Origin of the sequence: Tenggerimyces flavus (assembly GCF_016907715.1) — a bacterium.
GTDB lineage: Bacteria > Actinomycetota > Actinomycetes > Propionibacteriales > Actinopolymorphaceae > Tenggerimyces > Tenggerimyces flavus.
Window position 1 is genome coordinate 6,586,588 of record NZ_JAFBCM010000001.1, and the last position, 15,741, is coordinate 6,602,328.

Sequence of the window (15,741 nt, forward strand, 5' to 3'; positions counted from 1 at the left end):
CTAACCCGCGGCCCGGATCAGGAACGCGAGATGGCGTTCGAACGGCGGCGAGAGCACGCGCGCGACCGGGCCGGTCACTTCCGCCGTGCCGATGAGCGTGCCGGCCGCGTCGTCGTACCAGCTCAGCTCGCACCGACCATACGGCAGTCCGGAGACTTCGAGCTCCACCGGATCGCACGCCGGCCCGGTCGCCGTGAGGAGATCCGGTCGCAGTCTTCGCGTAGTCACGGACAGGTGGTCGATGGCCTCGTCAACCGCCGCGCATGCCCGGTCGACGGCGTTTCCGTTCCTGAGCAGCAGGCTGATGCCTCGACGGCACGAGTAGTTGTACGGATCGATCGCCTGGTCGGCCGCCTGGAGGCCGGCTCGCCAACAGTCCACCGCATGCAACCGAAGATCCAGGTTGCCGGGCCGGGTCGGGCCTGCCGCCAGGGCACGTTCGATGTCCGCGGCGAGATCCGCGCGCCGGGTGTCGCGAAGCAGCCAGCCGACCATCCGGTCCCGCGTGGCGGACGCGAACGCGAACACCGAGTCCGAACCAACCTTCAGATCCGTGGCCAGGTTGCGCACCGCGCCACGACCCGGTGCCAACGCCCAGATCCGTTGGAGACCTCGCAGGTCGACCAGTTCCGCAGAGGTTGGCGTCCATCGAAGTCGAGACAGCGGCACCCGTCGGCGAGCGCTGAAACCCTCGTCGTTGACAGGGATATGGAGACCCGACCCAGCACCGCCAGAGGCGTAGTGGGCCCACCGTAGGTTGTGCAGCAGCTCGGCGCGGAAGGCCTGATCCGGCCTGGGCAGTCCCGGGTCGTAGAATTGCCCGATGATTCCCGACTCCGTGTCCTGCACCGGTCGGAGGTCAGGCAGGCGGTCGAGGCAGTAGGCGATCGCGTTGCCCACATGCAGTGCGCCGTCGATTCGGTTGACCGGGAACTCGATGGACTCCGCGTACGGATGAAACGCCACGAAGTCGAGCTCCGCGAGGCCGAGGAGCCAGTCTGGCGGGATCGGATTCACCGAGCTCGCTGTCACCAGCCGGGTGGCGCCGATCCGCCGGTCCTCGGCGCGCACGCGCTCGGTCAGGCGTGCGACAAAGGATGCCAGCTCACCGAAGCCCACCTGGTAGAGGTTCTCGCACTGGTTCACCACCTCCCACCCCAGCAGGGCGGGCGAATCCTCGAACGCCGCAACCACCTCGCGGCAGCGCCGTACCAACAGCTCCATCGCCGCAGGACTTGTGAGGACGTCCGTCGGTGTCGCACAGGTCCCGTTGAAGACCGTGAGACCGAGGTCGAACCGGGACCGCGGCTCGTAGATGTCGGTCAGGTGCGACGGGCTGAACAGGACGACCAGAACCCGGAGCCCGAACCGTTCTGCCGCCGTCCGGAGCGCGCGGAGCCCTTCGGCATCAACCTCCCCCGCCTCGTGGAAGTCGGACCAGATCCTGACCGTGGTCACGCCTGCGTCGGCGAGTCTCCGCATCCCGTCACCGGTGAGCCCTTCCACCTTCGGGGCCGCGAACCCGCAGACGCTGAACGGTTCGTCGCCGGCGGCAAGATAGCTCGAGCCGGACGGGGCGCGGACGGCGCTGTCGCTGAGAATCCCGGCACTCTTCATGTGTCGCTCTCCGATTCGATCCAAACCGAAGATGCCATGCGGGCACCGGCCGTCGCGTGACGCCTTTCGGCTTCGGCGCATCCAAGGTTTGCGAGGTGGAGGTGGCAGCCATGGCAAGACGTGTCGTAGTCATCGGGGCAGGCCCAGCCGGCCTGGCGGCAGCGGATGTGCTGGCGTCCGCCGGTTATGTGACAACAGTGATCGAAGCCGGAGACCGGCCCGGCGGACTGTCGGCGACCGAACGGGTCGGCGACTTCGCCTTCGACTACGGCGGGCATCGCCTGATCAGCCGTAACCAACGGATCGTCGACTTCGCCGAGGACCTCATCGGCGACGACCTGATTCGTGGCACGCGAGTCTCCCGGCTGCTCTTCAAAGGCCGGTTCTGGTCGCAGCCGTTGGAGATGGCCGATGCGATGCGCGGACTCACGCCCGGCATGGCGGCGCGGGCGTTCCTGGGCTACCTGGCCGCCGGCCGGTACCGGCTGAGGAACGGCAACCACCAACAGGCCAGCTTCGAGGACTGGGTGGTTGCTCGGTTCGGTCGCCCGCTCTACAGCATGTTCTTCGGTCCGTACACCGCCAAGGTCTGGGGCGTCGACCCCTCGCGGATCGCGGCCGCTTGGGCTCCGCGCCGGATCATGGTCGGCGGGCTCGCCAGCCTGATCAAGTCGGTGCTCGTTTCCGACCAGCATCGGCCCGGTACAACCGTCCGGCGCTTTCTCTACCCACGGCTGGGCGTCGGCCAGCTGTACGAAGCGCTCGAGCAGCGATGCATCGCGGCGGGGACGGAGTTCCGCTACGGTCTCGTCGCGGACTCGGTCGAGCTGCGCACCGACGAGGTCGTCGTCGGTACGAAGCCTGCCTGCGACTCGAGCGCACCGGCGGAGCCGATGGAGGTCGCGGCCGACGCCGTGATCAGCACCGCCCCGTTGCCCAACCTCGTACACGCCCTTCGCCCCGCCCCGCCGGCAGAGGTACTTTCCGCCGCCGGCCAACTGCACTATCGAGGGATCGTCTTCGTGTTCGTCCTGCTCGACCGATCGGTCGCCCTCGGCTGGGACGCACTCTACGTACCCGAGCCCGACTATCTCTTCTTCCGCGTCGAGGAACCAAGCTTGTGGAGCAGTGCACTGGTGCCAGAAGGCAAGACATCGCTCTGCTTCGAGATCGCCGCTTCGCCGGGTGACCGAACCTGGGAGGCCGACGATGAGGAGCTGGTCGACAGGTGTCTCGAGGACTTCGCCCGGATCGGTTTCGTCATCTCCGTCCGGGAGGTCATCGCGGCGAAGGTCGCAAGACAGCCGCATGTCTACCCGATGCAGCTGGTGGAGACCGAGGTGCAACGAATACGCTGCCTGAACTGGATCGACGAGCTGTCGCCCCGGGTCCAAAGTGTCGGCAGGCAAGGCGCGTTCGCCTATCTCGACATGGACAACTCCATCGAACGAGGCTGGGCCGCCGCAAAGGTGGTCCAAGGCGAAGCCAGTGCGTCTGACGGAGCGCTCGACGGCGAGTTCGTGTCCGATGTGCAGTATCTGTGGGATTCCCGACGAGACCTGGCCGGACTGAACAATGACTAGAACAGCGACGTACGCTCGTCTCGCGCTGAGCCGCAAACGCAACACCGCGCCGGCTTATCTCATCCATCACGTCACTGACCGCTGCAACGCCAAGTGCCGGCACTGTTTCATCGTGCACGACGGCGCCTACGCGATACCGGACGGAGTGACTCACGGAGACGTCCTTACACTGCAGGAGATCGAGCGGCTCACAAAGACGTTGGGGCCGAACCTCTATACCGTGCAGCTCACTGGCGGCGAACCCCTGCTCCGGGCCGACCTACTCGGCATCATCCGGGCCTACTACGCCAGCTCGGCTGTCAGTTACGTACAGGTGTGCAGCAACGGATGGTTCACCCAACGCTCCGCCGCGCTCGCCGAAGCCGTACTGACCGAAGACCCCCGTAGACGGTTCGGATTCGTGATCTCCGTCGACGACGTCGAAGCCCGGCACGACGAGAACCGGAAGATGGCCGGCCTGTTCGAAGCCCTCGTCGGCACGATCCGTGCGCTCCAGGAGCTGCAGAAGTCGTTCGAGGGACTCCAGGTGTCGGTGAACGTCACCGTGACCAAGCACAACCAGGATCGGTTGCACGAGATCTACACGTACCTCACTAGCAAGCTCGGCATCCAGAACGTCATGAGCACGTTGATTCGCGGTACGCCGGCCGACCCGAACGCTGGTGGCGTCGACATCGACAAGTACGAAGCGTTCGTCGAGGCTTGCGCCGACGGCTGGATGCGGGGTCAGTACAGGGGCTTCGGAAACTTTCTCGAAGCCCGGTTGGTCAATGCCCAGAACGTGCTCACAAGACGCAGAAACGTCGCCCTGGCCCGTGATCCCACTGAACACAACGTCTGCTATGCCGGTGACCTCAGCGGAGTGGTCTACGCCGACGGCACCGTCGCCTTCTGCGAGGAGGTCCCGCTCGTCGTCGGGAACCTGCGCGACTGGGACTTCGACTTCACCGCCCTGTGGCGCAGCGATCTGGCCGCACGCGTGCGGGCCCGCCGCGATGCCACGCCGTGCAAGTGCACGCACGAGTGCTTCGCGGTCTGCAACACTTTGTTCAACCCGCGCAACTGGCCGAGGTTGGCGCTCATCGCCGCACGAGGACCGCATGGCGACGCCTAGCGTACGCACGGTTCCGGTGGCGGCAGTGGTTCCGGCGCGCGACTCGGCGTCGGTGTGGCGTGCCGTCTCGGCGATCCAGGCGGGGACACTGACGCCGGCCGAGATCGTCGTCGTCGACGACGGAAGCCGCCAACCCGTTGACGCCATCGAGTCCGCGACGATCCTGCGTACCGGTGGTATCGGACGAGCAGGGGCTCGAAACCTCGGCGCTCGAAGCACCACCGCACCACTACTCTGGTTCGTCGATTCAGACGTCGTGGTCGAACCGGACACGCTTTCGCTGTTGCATATCGAGCTCGCCAAGGGCATGGACGGCGTCATGGGCGTGTACAGCGAGAGCCGGCGCAGCGGGTACGAGGAGTTTCGACTTACCCATCAGCGCTTTCACGTCGCAGCCCACCAGGAGCCACGGCATGTCTCGGCTGCCTGCCTGCTGGTTCGGCGTACGTGCTTCGACCGGATAGGCGGCTTCCCCCATCTGCCGGCCATGGAGGACGTGGCGTTCGGACTTGCGGGAACGAAGCTGGGATACCGGTGGCGCAGTGTGCTGGCCGCCACCGTCGAGCACCTGCCGCGGCCGGGCGCTTTCGCGCTGCTGCGGCGGGACCATCGCGAACGCGGCGGGTCTGCGGTCGAGTTGCTGGCCGGCCACGGTCCAGTTCTCGAGCACGCCGCCGCGCCCCGCGAACTGGTGGCCGCGGCGGCGTCCCTGGTCGCGCTTGCCTGCCCATTCCTACCTCGACGGCTCGGCGGTAGAGCGCCCATCAGGCTGGTCGCGTTGGCCGCGTGGTTTGCCGCCGACTGGCCGTGGCTCGGTTACGCCGTACGCAGGAAGGGCTGGCGGTTCGCCGTTCGTAGCGTGTTCTGGCTGGTGCTCTTCCGCACCGCCGTCGCCAGCGGAGCTGTGCGCGCCGGCCTTCGTCGCCTGAGGAGGTCCACGTGATCGCTGTCATCGGCCTCGGCGACTGGGGCTCGAAGCATCTGGCGACGCTGGGTTCGCTTGTCGGCCCCGCCGAGGTGGTTGGCGTCGACGACTGTCCCGATCGACGATCGGCCGCCGAGCAGCTCGGTTTCCGTACCGTCGCAGCCGTCGACCAGCTGCCAGAGGACATCTCCTCTGCCGTCGTCGCGACACCGACACCGACTCACGCCGCCATAGCGGCCCCGCTGCTGGAGCAGGGCGTCGCGCTCCTGGTCGAGAAGCCGTTGGCAGCCGACTGCCAGGAGGCCGGGCAGCTCGTCCGACTCGCAGAGCTGCGCGGCGTGCCGTTGATGGTCGGACATGTCTTCCTCTTCCAGCGAGCATACGCACGCCTTCGGGAAACGCTGGCTGGACTCGGGCCACTGCGCACGCTGAGCATCGAGCGGCGGACGCCAGGCCTGGTGAAACGAGAGTCCGGCGCCTGGCTCGAGTTGGCACCGCACGAGATCGCGACCGCTCTCGACCTCGGTGCGCTCGCCGATCGCGTCGATGTCGAGCCGTTGCGACGCTGGTCCGTCACCGGTGTCGGCAGAGAGGACGGTGCGTCGGGCCGGTTCACCACGGACTCGACCACCGTGGAAATCTCGTGCTCGTGGCTGTCCGCCGTACGTTCGCGACGGGTATGGGCGATCGCGGAGTCCGGCCAGGCCCTGCTCGTGGACGACGGGCGCGAGCAGTGGCTAGCGGTCTGGTCCGGGCAGAGCACGTGGACCCGTCGAGAGCCGATCGAGCCTACGTGGGAAGACGTTTCGGGACCACCACCGCTCCGCACGGAGTGGGAGAGCTTCCTCGCGGCCATGCACGAAGGCGGGCCGATCCGTTCGGACGGCAGGCTCGGCCTGCGCGTGGTGGAGCTGCTGACGAAGGGAGAGTCGACGTGAGCGACACCTGGACAATCGGCGAGCTCAGCGCAGCGCCGCGCCTGCTGCCTCAGTGGATCGTGCAAACCGGGCCGATCACGCTTCCGGCGCCGGTGAGCGCGCTGCGGAGCAGCCGTGGCGGGATGGCCGAGATCCGAACTTCGCAAGGCTTCATGGCCCTGCTCGACGCCGACGGTCGGCCCAAGCACGACCTGTACCTGCTCCAGCAGCAAATCGCCACGGAGTCCTCGTACCCCATGGCCCGCAGGCGCTATCCGACGCGGGTTCCACTGCTGGTCCGCCGTAAGGTGGCTCGGTTCGAGCACGAGTTGCGGCGGCTGCGCGGTGTCCGTTGCCGGCCGGCGTTCGCACCGGCAGGCGATGCCGTCGGTGCGCTCGCGCGGCACGCCGACCAACTGGTGGAGCGCACTCCTTGGCCGGACGACAAGCGATCCGCCTTCGTCGTCACGCATGACGTCGAGGCCGAGTGCCCGGATCGGGTGGTCCAGCTCGCCCGCAGCGAAGCCGAGCTGGGGATCCGCGCGACATATTTCCTGATACCGAGTCAATGGCGTGACCAGGCGCTGCCAGAACAACTGCGCGAGCTCGGTCACGAGGTCGCCTGCCATGGCCTGGACCACTCCGGCCGGGAGGCGAATGCCCCACTCGCCGACTTCGACGCGGTCATCCGCAAGCTGGGGTTGGGGCCGCCGCTCGGCTACCGCAGTCCACACTTCGCATGTCCCGACGCGCATGCCATGCGCGTTGGTGCGCTGTTCGCCTACGACAGCTCACGGCCGGATACGCGATGGCGCGGGCGACGGATCGGCTGGCTCGGCTGCGAAACCATCTTCCCGTTCGTCGAGCACAACAACACCATCCAGCTGCCTGTAACGCTGCCGACCGACCTCGACCTGCTCGACGACGGCTACGACTGGTCGAAGGTACGTCTCGCGTGGCGCGTCAAGTGGCGTTGGATATCCGACGCACGCGGGCTGGGTCTGCTGTGTACGCACATTCCGGCGCCCGGCGGCGAGACCGAGGTCTTGCCGTTTCTCACGGAGCTGGTGGGTGACGACCAGGCCTGGATCGGAACTGCGGGGGAGCTTGCCGAATTCCTGACGGCTAAGGCTCGTCCCGACGGCACGTTGCGGCCATGGGCCGAGCTGGCACCCGTGCCGGTCGTGCGCCACCAGCTCTCACTCACGCCGCTATCTGGCTGAGGTTTCGCAAGGGTCGCTCGTACCTCCCACCGCTTGGAGGATCCTGTCTCCGAGATCGGGCCGTTCAGTGTCCTCGAGGTCGACGCCGGTCCTGCGTACAGGCATCGTCGCCGATTCAGCCGTGAGCAGGTAGCTGAGCCAGGCGCGCTGCCGCGCCAGGAGGTCCTCGATGATGCGTTCCTGGATCGGGTTCTGCCTTGGCCTCGAGGTCGTTTGCTGACGTGCGACCTGTCGCAGGCGGTCAACCATCGTCACCAGCATCGCTTGCGGATCCGACGTGAAGTCGACATCCGGCAGCTCCTCCAGCGCGGCACCGAGACCGTGCAGCAACCGTTCGAACTCCATCCGCAAGGTCAACCGGGACGGCCGAGCCGGCGCGACCCGAATCGTCGCCGGATGACAGCCGTACGTTGGCAGCTTAGCGGCCAGTCCGTCCACGAGCACCGCGCCGGCACAGTCGCTGACCAACGCAACCGGCGGCGAGTCGAGTCGCACGATCTGTTCTACGTAACCGGCCACCAGGGTTTCCAGCTTCGGCACCTCTTCGGTGTCACAGCTCGCGAGGTCACCGACGACGTCCAGCCGATAGAGAGCATGCCCGCGGCGGGTTCGCTCGACCGCCTCCACCAGCACGTTCCCCAGCGGGCGCGAGGGTGGTGGCCGGAAGAAGTCGACCACGAGAATAGGCTCCTTGCTTTGCGCGGTGAGGCGAACGATGGCCGTCGGCCATGCTGTCATGGCACGGTTCCTCCGATCCTCGCCTGTCGCAGGTCGTGCACTGCCTGCACGAGCCGGTCGAAACGGACGCCGTCCTCGAGGACCTCGTCGAGTGAGAGCTGTACCTCGAAGGCGTCGTGCAGGTCTGCGAGGAACCAGACCAGCTCGAGAGAAGTGCCACCGGTGCCGAAGAACTCGTCTTGCGGCGTGACCGGCGGCCTTCCCAACCGACGCGCCCACAGGGCCGCGACAGTTGAGCTGACCTGTTCTCCAGCAAGGTCGCCGGCCGGAGTTCCGGATTCCTCGACGGCCGCCAGGACGCGATGCGCGTCGTTCAACTCGTTGGCGATGTGTTCCACGAGCCGCCACGGCATGCGCTCCGCTGCGGGCGAGGATTCGGAGGTGGGTACCGCGTCGCTGCTCGCGGAGTGCTCACCTGCGTGACGATCCGGATCGTACGCCGCGCCGGCCGCCAGCTCGGACGAGAGAACCAAGGCGGGACGGTCGTCGTGAAGCCGGGCCTCCTCGACGCCCAGACCGTCGAGGAATTCCAACGCGGGTTGGTTGCGCCCGGTCCGGACGCAGTCGAAAGTGATCCGCTTCAGGCCGCTCGCCCGGGCGGCCTGGCCGAGCCGCCGCACCATTTGGTGTTCGACGCCGCGTCCGAGCACCCGGCAACTCAATAGGAACGAACGGATCCGGAGGACTTCTTCGTCATGGTCGTAGACCATTAGTCCCACGACGCCGTACGTGTCGAAGTGATCCTCCACTTCGACGATCAGGGCACGGGTACGTCGAGGCAGGTTCGCGAACTCCGCTGCCGACCAGCGTCGGCCGGTCAGGTTGAACTGGTTGGTTCGCGCGGTGAGTTGCGCCATCCGGGCGTGGTGCCGCTGCGTCGCTGCCGAGATCGTCACTGTCGTGCCGAGTTGAGCCAAGTAGTCCGAAAGGGACGGTGCGGTTCGCCGGAGTCGCCTGCGTTCACGTTCGACTCGGTAGTGCCGGGTACGGTGGTGGTCGGCATCCGTCACGTTCCGGGTGTCGAGCGGCCAGCAGTGCCGGACAAACCGCGCGGCGCGCTCGGCGGAGTTGGGCAGACGCAGTGCGAGGACCTCCGGACAGTTCACTCGCACTTCAGCGCATTCCACTGGACTGTCGTCGAGGAAGACGAACGAGTCGAGCGCGAGGTTCAGCTCGGCTGCCAGGCTCCTGAGATTTTCTGACTTCGGCCGCCAGTTCACCCTCGCCGCTGCCACGTGCTCTTCGCGAACCACCATGTCCGGGTGCTTCGCGAGGACCTTCATGACGTCGGACTCGTCGTTCTTGCTACACAGGCAGAGCAGCCGTCCGTTCTGAACCTGTGCCACCAGGAACTCCTGCAGCGCCCGCCGGTGTGAACCTATCCGGATCCCCGGTACGCCGTCCTCGGCGACGTAGCCGTCCCACAAGGTGGCGTCACAGTCCACGACGAGCACCTTCGGCCGCGGAATCTCGGCCGCGAGCGTCCTTCGTACCACATGCGTTCCGGCGGCTGCGTAGAAGAGGGCGGTGTAAGGAATCTGCGCAAGCCGGTCTGTGAACGCCGAATAGTAGTCGCCGGTGCGCGCCAGACCGCTCTCCGCCAGCAGGCTAGCGGACTCGCTGACGTTAACGCTGTCCACGGAGCGCAACCTGGCGACGAGATCGTGCTCGACATTGGCCACGATCCGGGCCGCACTCCGGTCCTGTTGGACGCCGGGCGACGGCGGGCACGTAACGACGGTGAAGGATCGGCCGGAACTCGCCGCCGCGACGACACTGGCTTCGAACAGGTCGGCGCCCGACTCGATCGCCCTTCGCCATCCGCTGTGCGTGATTCGCCGAGTCGCGGCGAGATCCTCGACCCTCAGCAGGACGGCATTGGTTCCATCCCGATGCTCCAGGAGCGGGCCGTCCGAGTCAGTGAGGTCGGCGAGCAACCGCTGCGGTGTTCCGAGGCGCACGTCGTGAGGAATGCCGAGAAGTCTTGCCCAGAAGCTGAAAACCGGTCCGAGTGGATCGGTTGGAAAGGAGGCCAGCACTGCCAGTTTGAGCCCCTTCCCGAGACCGGTCCCACGCACGCTGCATCCCTCCTTCGTAGTGCTCTTAGGTCGCCACGTTCACAGCGGATTGGGGGCAGTAGTGACAGGCAAGCGCGATGGCTCCACGGGACGCGCCGTCGCGGCCACCTGGCCGCGCTCCCGGTCAGCCAGGAGTTGCCGGACGACCGCATGGCCTACCGACAGGTGGACGTCCTCCGCAACCTCTGGAACATCGGAGCCGACGCAGATCGTGAGGTCGGCGAGTTCGGCCAGCGAGGAATCCTTCCTGCCAGTAAGGGCGACGAGAAAACCCCTGACCGTGCGACAAGAACGCGCGGCGGCAAGCAGGTTCGGCGATTCGCCGCTGGTAGTGATCAATACGACGATGTCCTGGGGCCGCGCCAGTCGTTCTATCGGTTCGGCGAAGGTCCGCTCGAATCCGTCGTCGTTGCCGATCGCGGTCAAGAGCGGAACGCAGCCGCACAGATCGAAGGCGCGAACGCCGGCACGTCTACCCCAGTCGGCTGCCAGGTGCTGGGCGGTCGCGGCGCTGCCGCCGTTGCCCGCGACCAGGACGGCGCGGCCGTGCTCGCGTGCCTGCCGCAAGACATCGACCAGTTCCGAACAGGCCGGTGACTGGAGGATCCCGAGCCTGCCGGTCACGTCGCCTAGGTGCGTTGTCATCATGTCCGTTCGCATGACAGCTCCGGTTGTTCGATCTCACCGAACTCTTCATACCTCTCACTGATGCATCGGAAGGCCACCTCGTGTCGCGATCTCCTTACGGACAAGGTGCAATACGGGTCGTCGCGCCGCTGAAGGCCGGGCTCGCGGGCGGCGGCAGCGATCTCCCGTCCTACTACGAGGCGAGCCCCGGCCAGTGCCTGAACCTCGCGCTGGACATCGCCGTCACCGTGACGTACACATCCGCCTCCGCGCCCGGCCAGGCCTCGTTCACTGTTCCCGAGCCGGCCGATGTCAGGTTGGGCACGACGATGGTCGACGCCGTAGGACTCACCCGAACAGGTGATGTCCACGTCCGGCTCGCCGCCGGCCCCGGCCGTGGGCTCGGCTGTTCCAGCGCGCTCGCCGTCGCACTGGTCATGGTTCAACGGGCGCTCTCCGGCCTGCCCGCGACTCCGGGCGATGTGGCCGAGGCGGCCTGGCGGCTGGAGGCATGCGAACTGGCTCAGCCGGTCGGCAAGCAGGACCACTACGCTTCAGCGTTCGGCGGTGTGAACGAGTTCAGCTTCCGGCCAGAGGGAGTTGGCGTGCATCCCTTACGCCTGTCTCCGCCGGGTGCCGAGCTGTTGGAGAACAGTCTGCTGGTCGCGAGCGTCGGCGAGCCCCGCACAGCACGGGACACCCTGAGCCGTCAAAACGACAGCTGCCGGAACGGCGTCGACTCGGTCCGGGCCGCCATCGCTGAGCGAGTCCGCCTTGTGCCGGAGTTCCGTACGGCGCTGGCCGCCGGTGACCACGCCAGACTCGCGCGTCTGATGCGCTACGACTGGTCGGTCAAGGCAGGCCTCGACCCAGGCATGTACGACGTGACTGTCGAAGCGGCCTTGGCTCAGGCTGTCGACGTGGGAGCCCTGGCCGCCCGGCTGCTCGGCGCCGGGCGCAGCGGCTATCTCCTGCTCCTGGCCCCACCCGGCCGGCGCGACGCCATCGTGCGAGTGCTTGGCGCGCATTTCCGTGATGTCCGGCCGGTCCGTCCATCCCGGCGTGGCGTGTGGCTCGGCCGTGCCGGAGAGGCGATCCGAAAGGTGCCAGTATGACAACAGCATTGGTGACCGGTGGTGCCGGTCTGATCGGCTCGCACATCGTCGATGCCCTTTGCGAGGCAGGGCACGAGGTCCGCGTACTCGACAAGCTGGTCGAGCCGACTCACCAGGGCAGGCCAGACTGGTTGCGCCCCGACGTGGACTACGTGATAGGCGACATCCGCAGCCCTACGGACCTGCGGCGGGCCCTGCAAGGCGTCGAAGTGCTCTTCCACCTGGCCGCGTTCGGCGGATTCGCTCCGGGCGCCGCGGACTACTTCGAAACCAATGTCACCTCCTACGCCCGGATCCTGGAAGTGGCACAAGCCCTTGGCGGTCGACTCCGGACGGCCGTCGTCGCATCCAGTCAAGCGATCTACGGCGAAGGCACGGCAACCTGTCCCGAGCACGGGGCTTTCGACGCGGCCCTGCGGTCGGCGGAAGATCTGGAACGTGGGCGATGGACGGTCCCTTGCCCTGCATGTGGCGCCGACGCGACACCCAGCCCGACGCCGGAGTCGGCAACCGCCGCTCCGAACAGCCCGTATGCGCTGTCGAAACTGTTCCTGGAAACCGCTGGGCTCCGGCTGGGCCCTGCCTATGGCGTGTCGACCACGATGATGCGGTTCGGCCTCACGTTCGGCCGACGGCAGAGCCCGACGAACCCCTACTGTGGAATCGTTTCGTTGTTCACCCAGCGAATGCTGCGCAACAAGCCCATCCTGATCTACGAGGACGGCAGGCAGCGCCGGGACTTCATCTCTGCCCGCGACGTCGCCCGTGCATGCGTCCTTACGGCCTTCGACGACCGCGCGTCCGGCCGGGTGTTCAATGTCGGGACCGGGCTGGGTACGAAGGTGCTCGACGTCGTCCATCGGCTCGCGGAGTTGCTCGGTGTCGAACCTTCGGCGGTGATGCCGGGTTGGTACCGCGTGGGCGAGGTGCGTGACCTGATCACCGATGCCACCGCGCTGTCCGTGCTCGGTTGGAAGCCGGAAGTGTCACTTGAGGACGCCCTTACCGACTTCGTCGCTTGGTTCCGGGAGCGTCCGCTGCCGCCTGATCCGTTCCCCGCCGGGGTTCGGCACATGCGCGCGGCCGGCATCGTCCGGACCAGGTCCCGTCCCATCGACTTCGACGACTGAGCTCGCTATCCGGCGGGATCCACGGCGACGACCGTCTCGAACACCTCTGGTAGCTCGATCTCGCCGCGCATCTGTCCGGCCTCGATGACTTCGCCGCTCGACAGATCGTAGCAGCGGAATCCGCGGGAGCGACGTTCGATCGGCAGGTCGATCCTCAGTCCGCCCAGGTTACGCGCCGGAGCGCTGACGTCGAGACCGTTCAACAGCCGCCACACCTTGTCGAGCTCGCCCCGGACCCGTTCCTGGGCTACGTCGTCGAGCCTGCTGTCGAGCAGCTTTCCTATCAGTGCCCGGCTACCAGGGTTCCAGACGCACGCACCGACCGCCTCGAGGGCTGCCCGCCCGGCGTCATATCCCAACAGTGGCGACACATCCGGATCGCTGTCGAGGGCTCGCCGCACCAGATCCATCCGTTCGGCGAGCCGCAGATCCGAGGCCACCCACAACAAGACTGAGCCGTCGTCGGCTCCCGCCGCCACGCACATGGTTCCTTGCGGCGCACGGATCCGCACGGGCCTCGGATCGATGGTCTGCAACAACGGATCCCTTACCAAGCGGCGAAACGCTCGCTCCTCGGGCTCCAGAGCAGCTGGCAGCGTCGCTGGAACACCTCGAACCTGATCCGTCATCCGCATCGGATCCAGTTCCGCGTCTGCGCCGGTATCTGCGCCCGTGTCCACCTCTGGGCGCACGTCAGGGTCACTTGGCACCGGCGGTACGAGCAGTGGGCTGCCCGCGCCTCCGGCACACAGATGGGCTGCGGTGGTGTTACGCCGCCATCTCCTGAGCAGGCTGCTCGGAAGCAGTGGCTGGTCGCGTAGGAACAGATGCAGGATCGGCCCGTACTCCATGCAGTAGACGGGTCGTCCAGGTGGACGCCGGCGACATGCCTCAGCCGTGGCTACAGCGACTTCCCAGGCGCCTTGCACACTGTCGACCGGAGAATAGACAGCGGGTGAATAGCAGTGCAGCGCCACGATGTCATGCGAGGGGCAGTCGTAGAACGACGACCAAATCGGCAACGGATCGAACGACGTAACCGCTTTGAGCCGGCGCTTGCCGTCACCGCGCTCTCGTTGGTCCAGCCAGGATGTGGCAGCGCGCTGAAACGACTCGAGCACCGGGAAGGGGGCCTGATATATCCCGTCGGTCTGGCTGTTGACCACGCAGGCCCACACGGAGTCGGCATCCTGACATGCCTCGACAAATCCGTCGACCCGCTGCCGGGAGATCTCCGCAGCCGCTTCCGTCGTCAGGATGTCCGTGGGCGTCTCACAGGACTGCCGGTAAGCATTGTTGGTCCGCTTCAGGTTCGGGGTGGGTATGAAAAGGTCCGACAGCTCGCCGAGATTGAGCATCGTTACCGCCGTGCGTATTCCAGCCTCGCCCGCTGCCGCCAGAATCCGTGGCAGTTCGTCGGGCAGCCTGCCTGACTCATTGGGATCCGGCCAGATTCGCACGGTGTTGCAACCCCAGGCGGCCATCCGTTCGAACTCGCCAGGTCCGAGGGCCATGGGCGTCGCACAGCACCATCCGCTGGGAAACCACCGTTCGCCGTCCGCCACGAAGTACGGTCCGTTCGAATCGATGCTCACACCAGAGCCGTCCCGGCGCTCCAAGTCAGACGTCACCACGCGATATCTCCTCACGTCGCAGAGCAGTTGCCGAGCCTAGGCATCACAGATGCATCGAAGGCCCTCACAGTCGCTCCCGCGAGTGCGACTCGACATGCGACGTCGGCGGCCTCACCTGCATCCCATGAACGAGTTCTTCGTGGGAGGAGATGTGCTGTGGAGGACTATTCGGTATCGACGTATGGCGACACCGTTGCCGGAATCTACGACGGCTGGCACGGCCTGTGGGAGGATCCCGCCGATGCTGTCGAGTATCTGGCGAAGTTGGCCGATGGCGGACGCGTGCTCGAGCTCGGTATCGGCACCGGCCGGGTGGCCATCCCGTTGGCGGCCCGCGGGCTCGACGTACAAGGCGTCGACGCGTCGGCGGAGATGGTACGGGTGATGCGGACGAAGCCGGGCGGCGATCTGCCGGTCATCATCGGAGACGCCGCGGACGTCGCCAACCTGGTATCTGGAAGCTTCTCCCTGATCTACTGCGTCTTCAGCAGCTTCTACGGAATCCTGACCCAGAAAGAACAGCTGCGCTGCCTGTCCGGCGTCTTCGATCGCCTCCAGCCAGGTGGCTCGTTCGTCGTGGAGACGTTCTACCCGGATCTGACGAAGTTCAGCAACAACAAAAGCCTCGAGCTGTTCCACTTCACACCCGAACGCATCAGCATCTGGGCCAGTCGGCACGACAAGCTGGCCCAGACGATCCACACTGAAGACCTCCACGTCCGGAACGGATCCGTTCAGGCCTACCCCGTGAAGGTGCGTTATGTCTGGCCGGCCGAGCTCGACCTCATGACGCGGCTCAGTGGCCTTGAGCTGGTGTCCCGCCAAGCCGACTGGAACGGTCAGGAGTTCACGTCCAGGTCGTTCAACTACATTACGACGTATCGTAAGCCTGGATAGGGCTACACCAAAGCGACCAGGTTCCAAGAGACACGTGTCGGGGGAGTTCCATGGACCAAACTTCGACAGTCGTCGTCGGGGATCCGTCACCTCTGTTCCTACGCGGCGTAGAACACGCCTACGCCCGGCCTGGCTCGCTGCTT

The 15,741-nt window shown here is 66.4% G+C and carries 13 protein-coding genes; 8 read left to right on the top strand and 5 right to left on the bottom strand.

Going from position 1 to position 15,741, the window contains the following annotated elements; translation table 11 throughout:
* On the bottom strand, positions 1 to 1,617 hold the full coding sequence (locus JOD67_RS30825; RefSeq protein ID WP_205121206.1) for a hypothetical protein: 1,617 nt from the start codon (positions 1,615 to 1,617) through the stop codon (positions 1 to 3).
* 110 nt (positions 1,618 to 1,727) lie between these two features.
* On the opposite strand from JOD67_RS30825, the gene JOD67_RS30830 reads away from it, so the two are divergent.
* From JOD67_RS30830 to JOD67_RS30850, 5 genes are read left to right on the top strand one after another with little or no spacing between them, the layout of a single operon-like run.
* Positions 1,728 to 3,200, top strand: a complete 1,473-nt coding sequence (locus tag JOD67_RS30830; RefSeq protein WP_205121207.1) for an FAD-dependent oxidoreductase — start codon at positions 1,728 to 1,730, stop codon at positions 3,198 to 3,200.
* Complete coding sequence (locus tag JOD67_RS30835) at positions 3,193 to 4,314, top strand: radical SAM protein (protein WP_205121208.1); 1,122 nt, start codon at positions 3,193 to 3,195, stop codon at positions 4,312 to 4,314. Before JOD67_RS30830 ends, JOD67_RS30835 begins: the two co-directional genes overlap by 8 nt.
* A complete protein-coding gene (locus JOD67_RS30840) occupies positions 4,301 to 5,257 on the top strand; it encodes a glycosyltransferase family 2 protein (protein WP_205121209.1) in 957 nt (318 codons plus the stop codon). The genes JOD67_RS30835 and JOD67_RS30840 overlap by 14 nt, the downstream gene beginning before the upstream one ends.
* The gene (locus JOD67_RS30845; protein ID WP_205121210.1) at positions 5,254 to 6,177 is read left to right on the top strand and encodes a Gfo/Idh/MocA family protein; all 924 of its coding nucleotides are present in this window, start codon (positions 5,254 to 5,256) and stop codon (positions 6,175 to 6,177) included. The genes JOD67_RS30840 and JOD67_RS30845 overlap by 4 nt, the downstream gene beginning before the upstream one ends.
* Complete coding sequence (locus JOD67_RS30850; RefSeq protein WP_205121211.1) at positions 6,174 to 7,379, top strand: polysaccharide deacetylase family protein; 1,206 nt, start codon at positions 6,174 to 6,176, stop codon at positions 7,377 to 7,379. Before JOD67_RS30845 ends, JOD67_RS30850 begins: the two co-directional genes overlap by 4 nt.
* Here JOD67_RS30850 and JOD67_RS30855 read toward each other — a convergent pair.
* The 3 genes from JOD67_RS30855 to JOD67_RS30865 all read right to left on the bottom strand — a co-directional run bounded on the left by JOD67_RS30855 (position 7,368) and on the right by JOD67_RS30865 (position 10,819).
* Positions 7,368 to 8,117, bottom strand: a complete 750-nt coding sequence (locus JOD67_RS30855) for a hypothetical protein (RefSeq protein WP_205121212.1) — start codon at positions 8,115 to 8,117, stop codon at positions 7,368 to 7,370. The two genes, JOD67_RS30850 and JOD67_RS30855, sit on opposite strands and share 12 nt — an antisense overlap.
* Entirely contained in the window at positions 8,114 to 10,078 is a 1,965-nt protein-coding gene (locus JOD67_RS30860; protein ID WP_205121213.1) for an HAD-IIIC family phosphatase, read from the bottom strand. Before JOD67_RS30860 ends, JOD67_RS30855 begins: the two co-directional genes overlap by 4 nt.
* Positions 10,079 to 10,234: 156 nt before the next feature.
* Positions 10,235 to 10,819 carry a D-sedoheptulose-7-phosphate isomerase gene (locus JOD67_RS30865; protein ID WP_205121214.1) on the bottom strand — a complete coding sequence of 195 codons (585 nt, stop codon included), beginning with the start codon at positions 10,817 to 10,819 and terminating at the stop codon, positions 10,235 to 10,237.
* 47 nt (positions 10,820 to 10,866) lie between these two features.
* On the opposite strand from JOD67_RS30865, the gene JOD67_RS30870 reads away from it, so the two are divergent.
* Positions 10,867 to 11,937, top strand: coding sequence for a GHMP family kinase ATP-binding protein (locus JOD67_RS30870; protein ID WP_205121215.1), 1,071 nt, complete (start codon positions 10,867 to 10,869; stop codon positions 11,935 to 11,937).
* Positions 11,934 to 13,067 carry an NAD-dependent epimerase/dehydratase family protein gene (locus JOD67_RS30875; RefSeq protein WP_205121216.1) on the top strand — a complete coding sequence of 378 codons (1,134 nt, stop codon included), beginning with the start codon at positions 11,934 to 11,936 and terminating at the stop codon, positions 13,065 to 13,067. Before JOD67_RS30870 ends, JOD67_RS30875 begins: the two co-directional genes overlap by 4 nt.
* 5 nt (positions 13,068 to 13,072) lie before the next feature.
* Here JOD67_RS30875 and JOD67_RS30880 read toward each other — a convergent pair whose 3' ends face one another.
* On the bottom strand, positions 13,073 to 14,701 hold the full coding sequence (locus JOD67_RS30880) for a hypothetical protein (RefSeq protein ID WP_205121217.1): 1,629 nt from the start codon (positions 14,699 to 14,701) through the stop codon (positions 13,073 to 13,075).
* 156 nt (positions 14,702 to 14,857) lie between these two features.
* Here JOD67_RS30880 and JOD67_RS30885 point away from each other — a divergent pair, with 156 nt between their 5' ends.
* Positions 14,858 to 15,598, top strand: a complete 741-nt coding sequence (locus JOD67_RS30885; protein ID WP_205121218.1) for a class I SAM-dependent methyltransferase — start codon at positions 14,858 to 14,860, stop codon at positions 15,596 to 15,598.
* The last annotated feature ends 143 nt before the right edge of the window (positions 15,599 to 15,741 follow it).

Coding starts and splice junctions, on each gene's coding strand:
- JOD67_RS30825 (WP_205121206.1), bottom strand. CDS start 1,617: ATGAAGAGTGCCGGGATTCTCAGCGACAGCGCCGTCCGCGCCCCGTCC.
- JOD67_RS30830 (WP_205121207.1), top strand. CDS start 1,728: ATGGCAAGACGTGTCGTAGTCATCGGGGCAGGCCCAGCCGGCCTGGCG.
- JOD67_RS30835 (WP_205121208.1), top strand. CDS start 3,193: ATGACTAGAACAGCGACGTACGCTCGTCTCGCGCTGAGCCGCAAACGC.
- JOD67_RS30840 (WP_205121209.1), top strand. CDS start 4,301: ATGGCGACGCCTAGCGTACGCACGGTTCCGGTGGCGGCAGTGGTTCCG.
- JOD67_RS30855 (WP_205121212.1), bottom strand. CDS start 8,117: ATGACAGCATGGCCGACGGCCATCGTTCGCCTCACCGCGCAAAGCAAG.
- JOD67_RS30875 (WP_205121216.1), top strand. CDS start 11,934: ATGACAACAGCATTGGTGACCGGTGGTGCCGGTCTGATCGGCTCGCAC.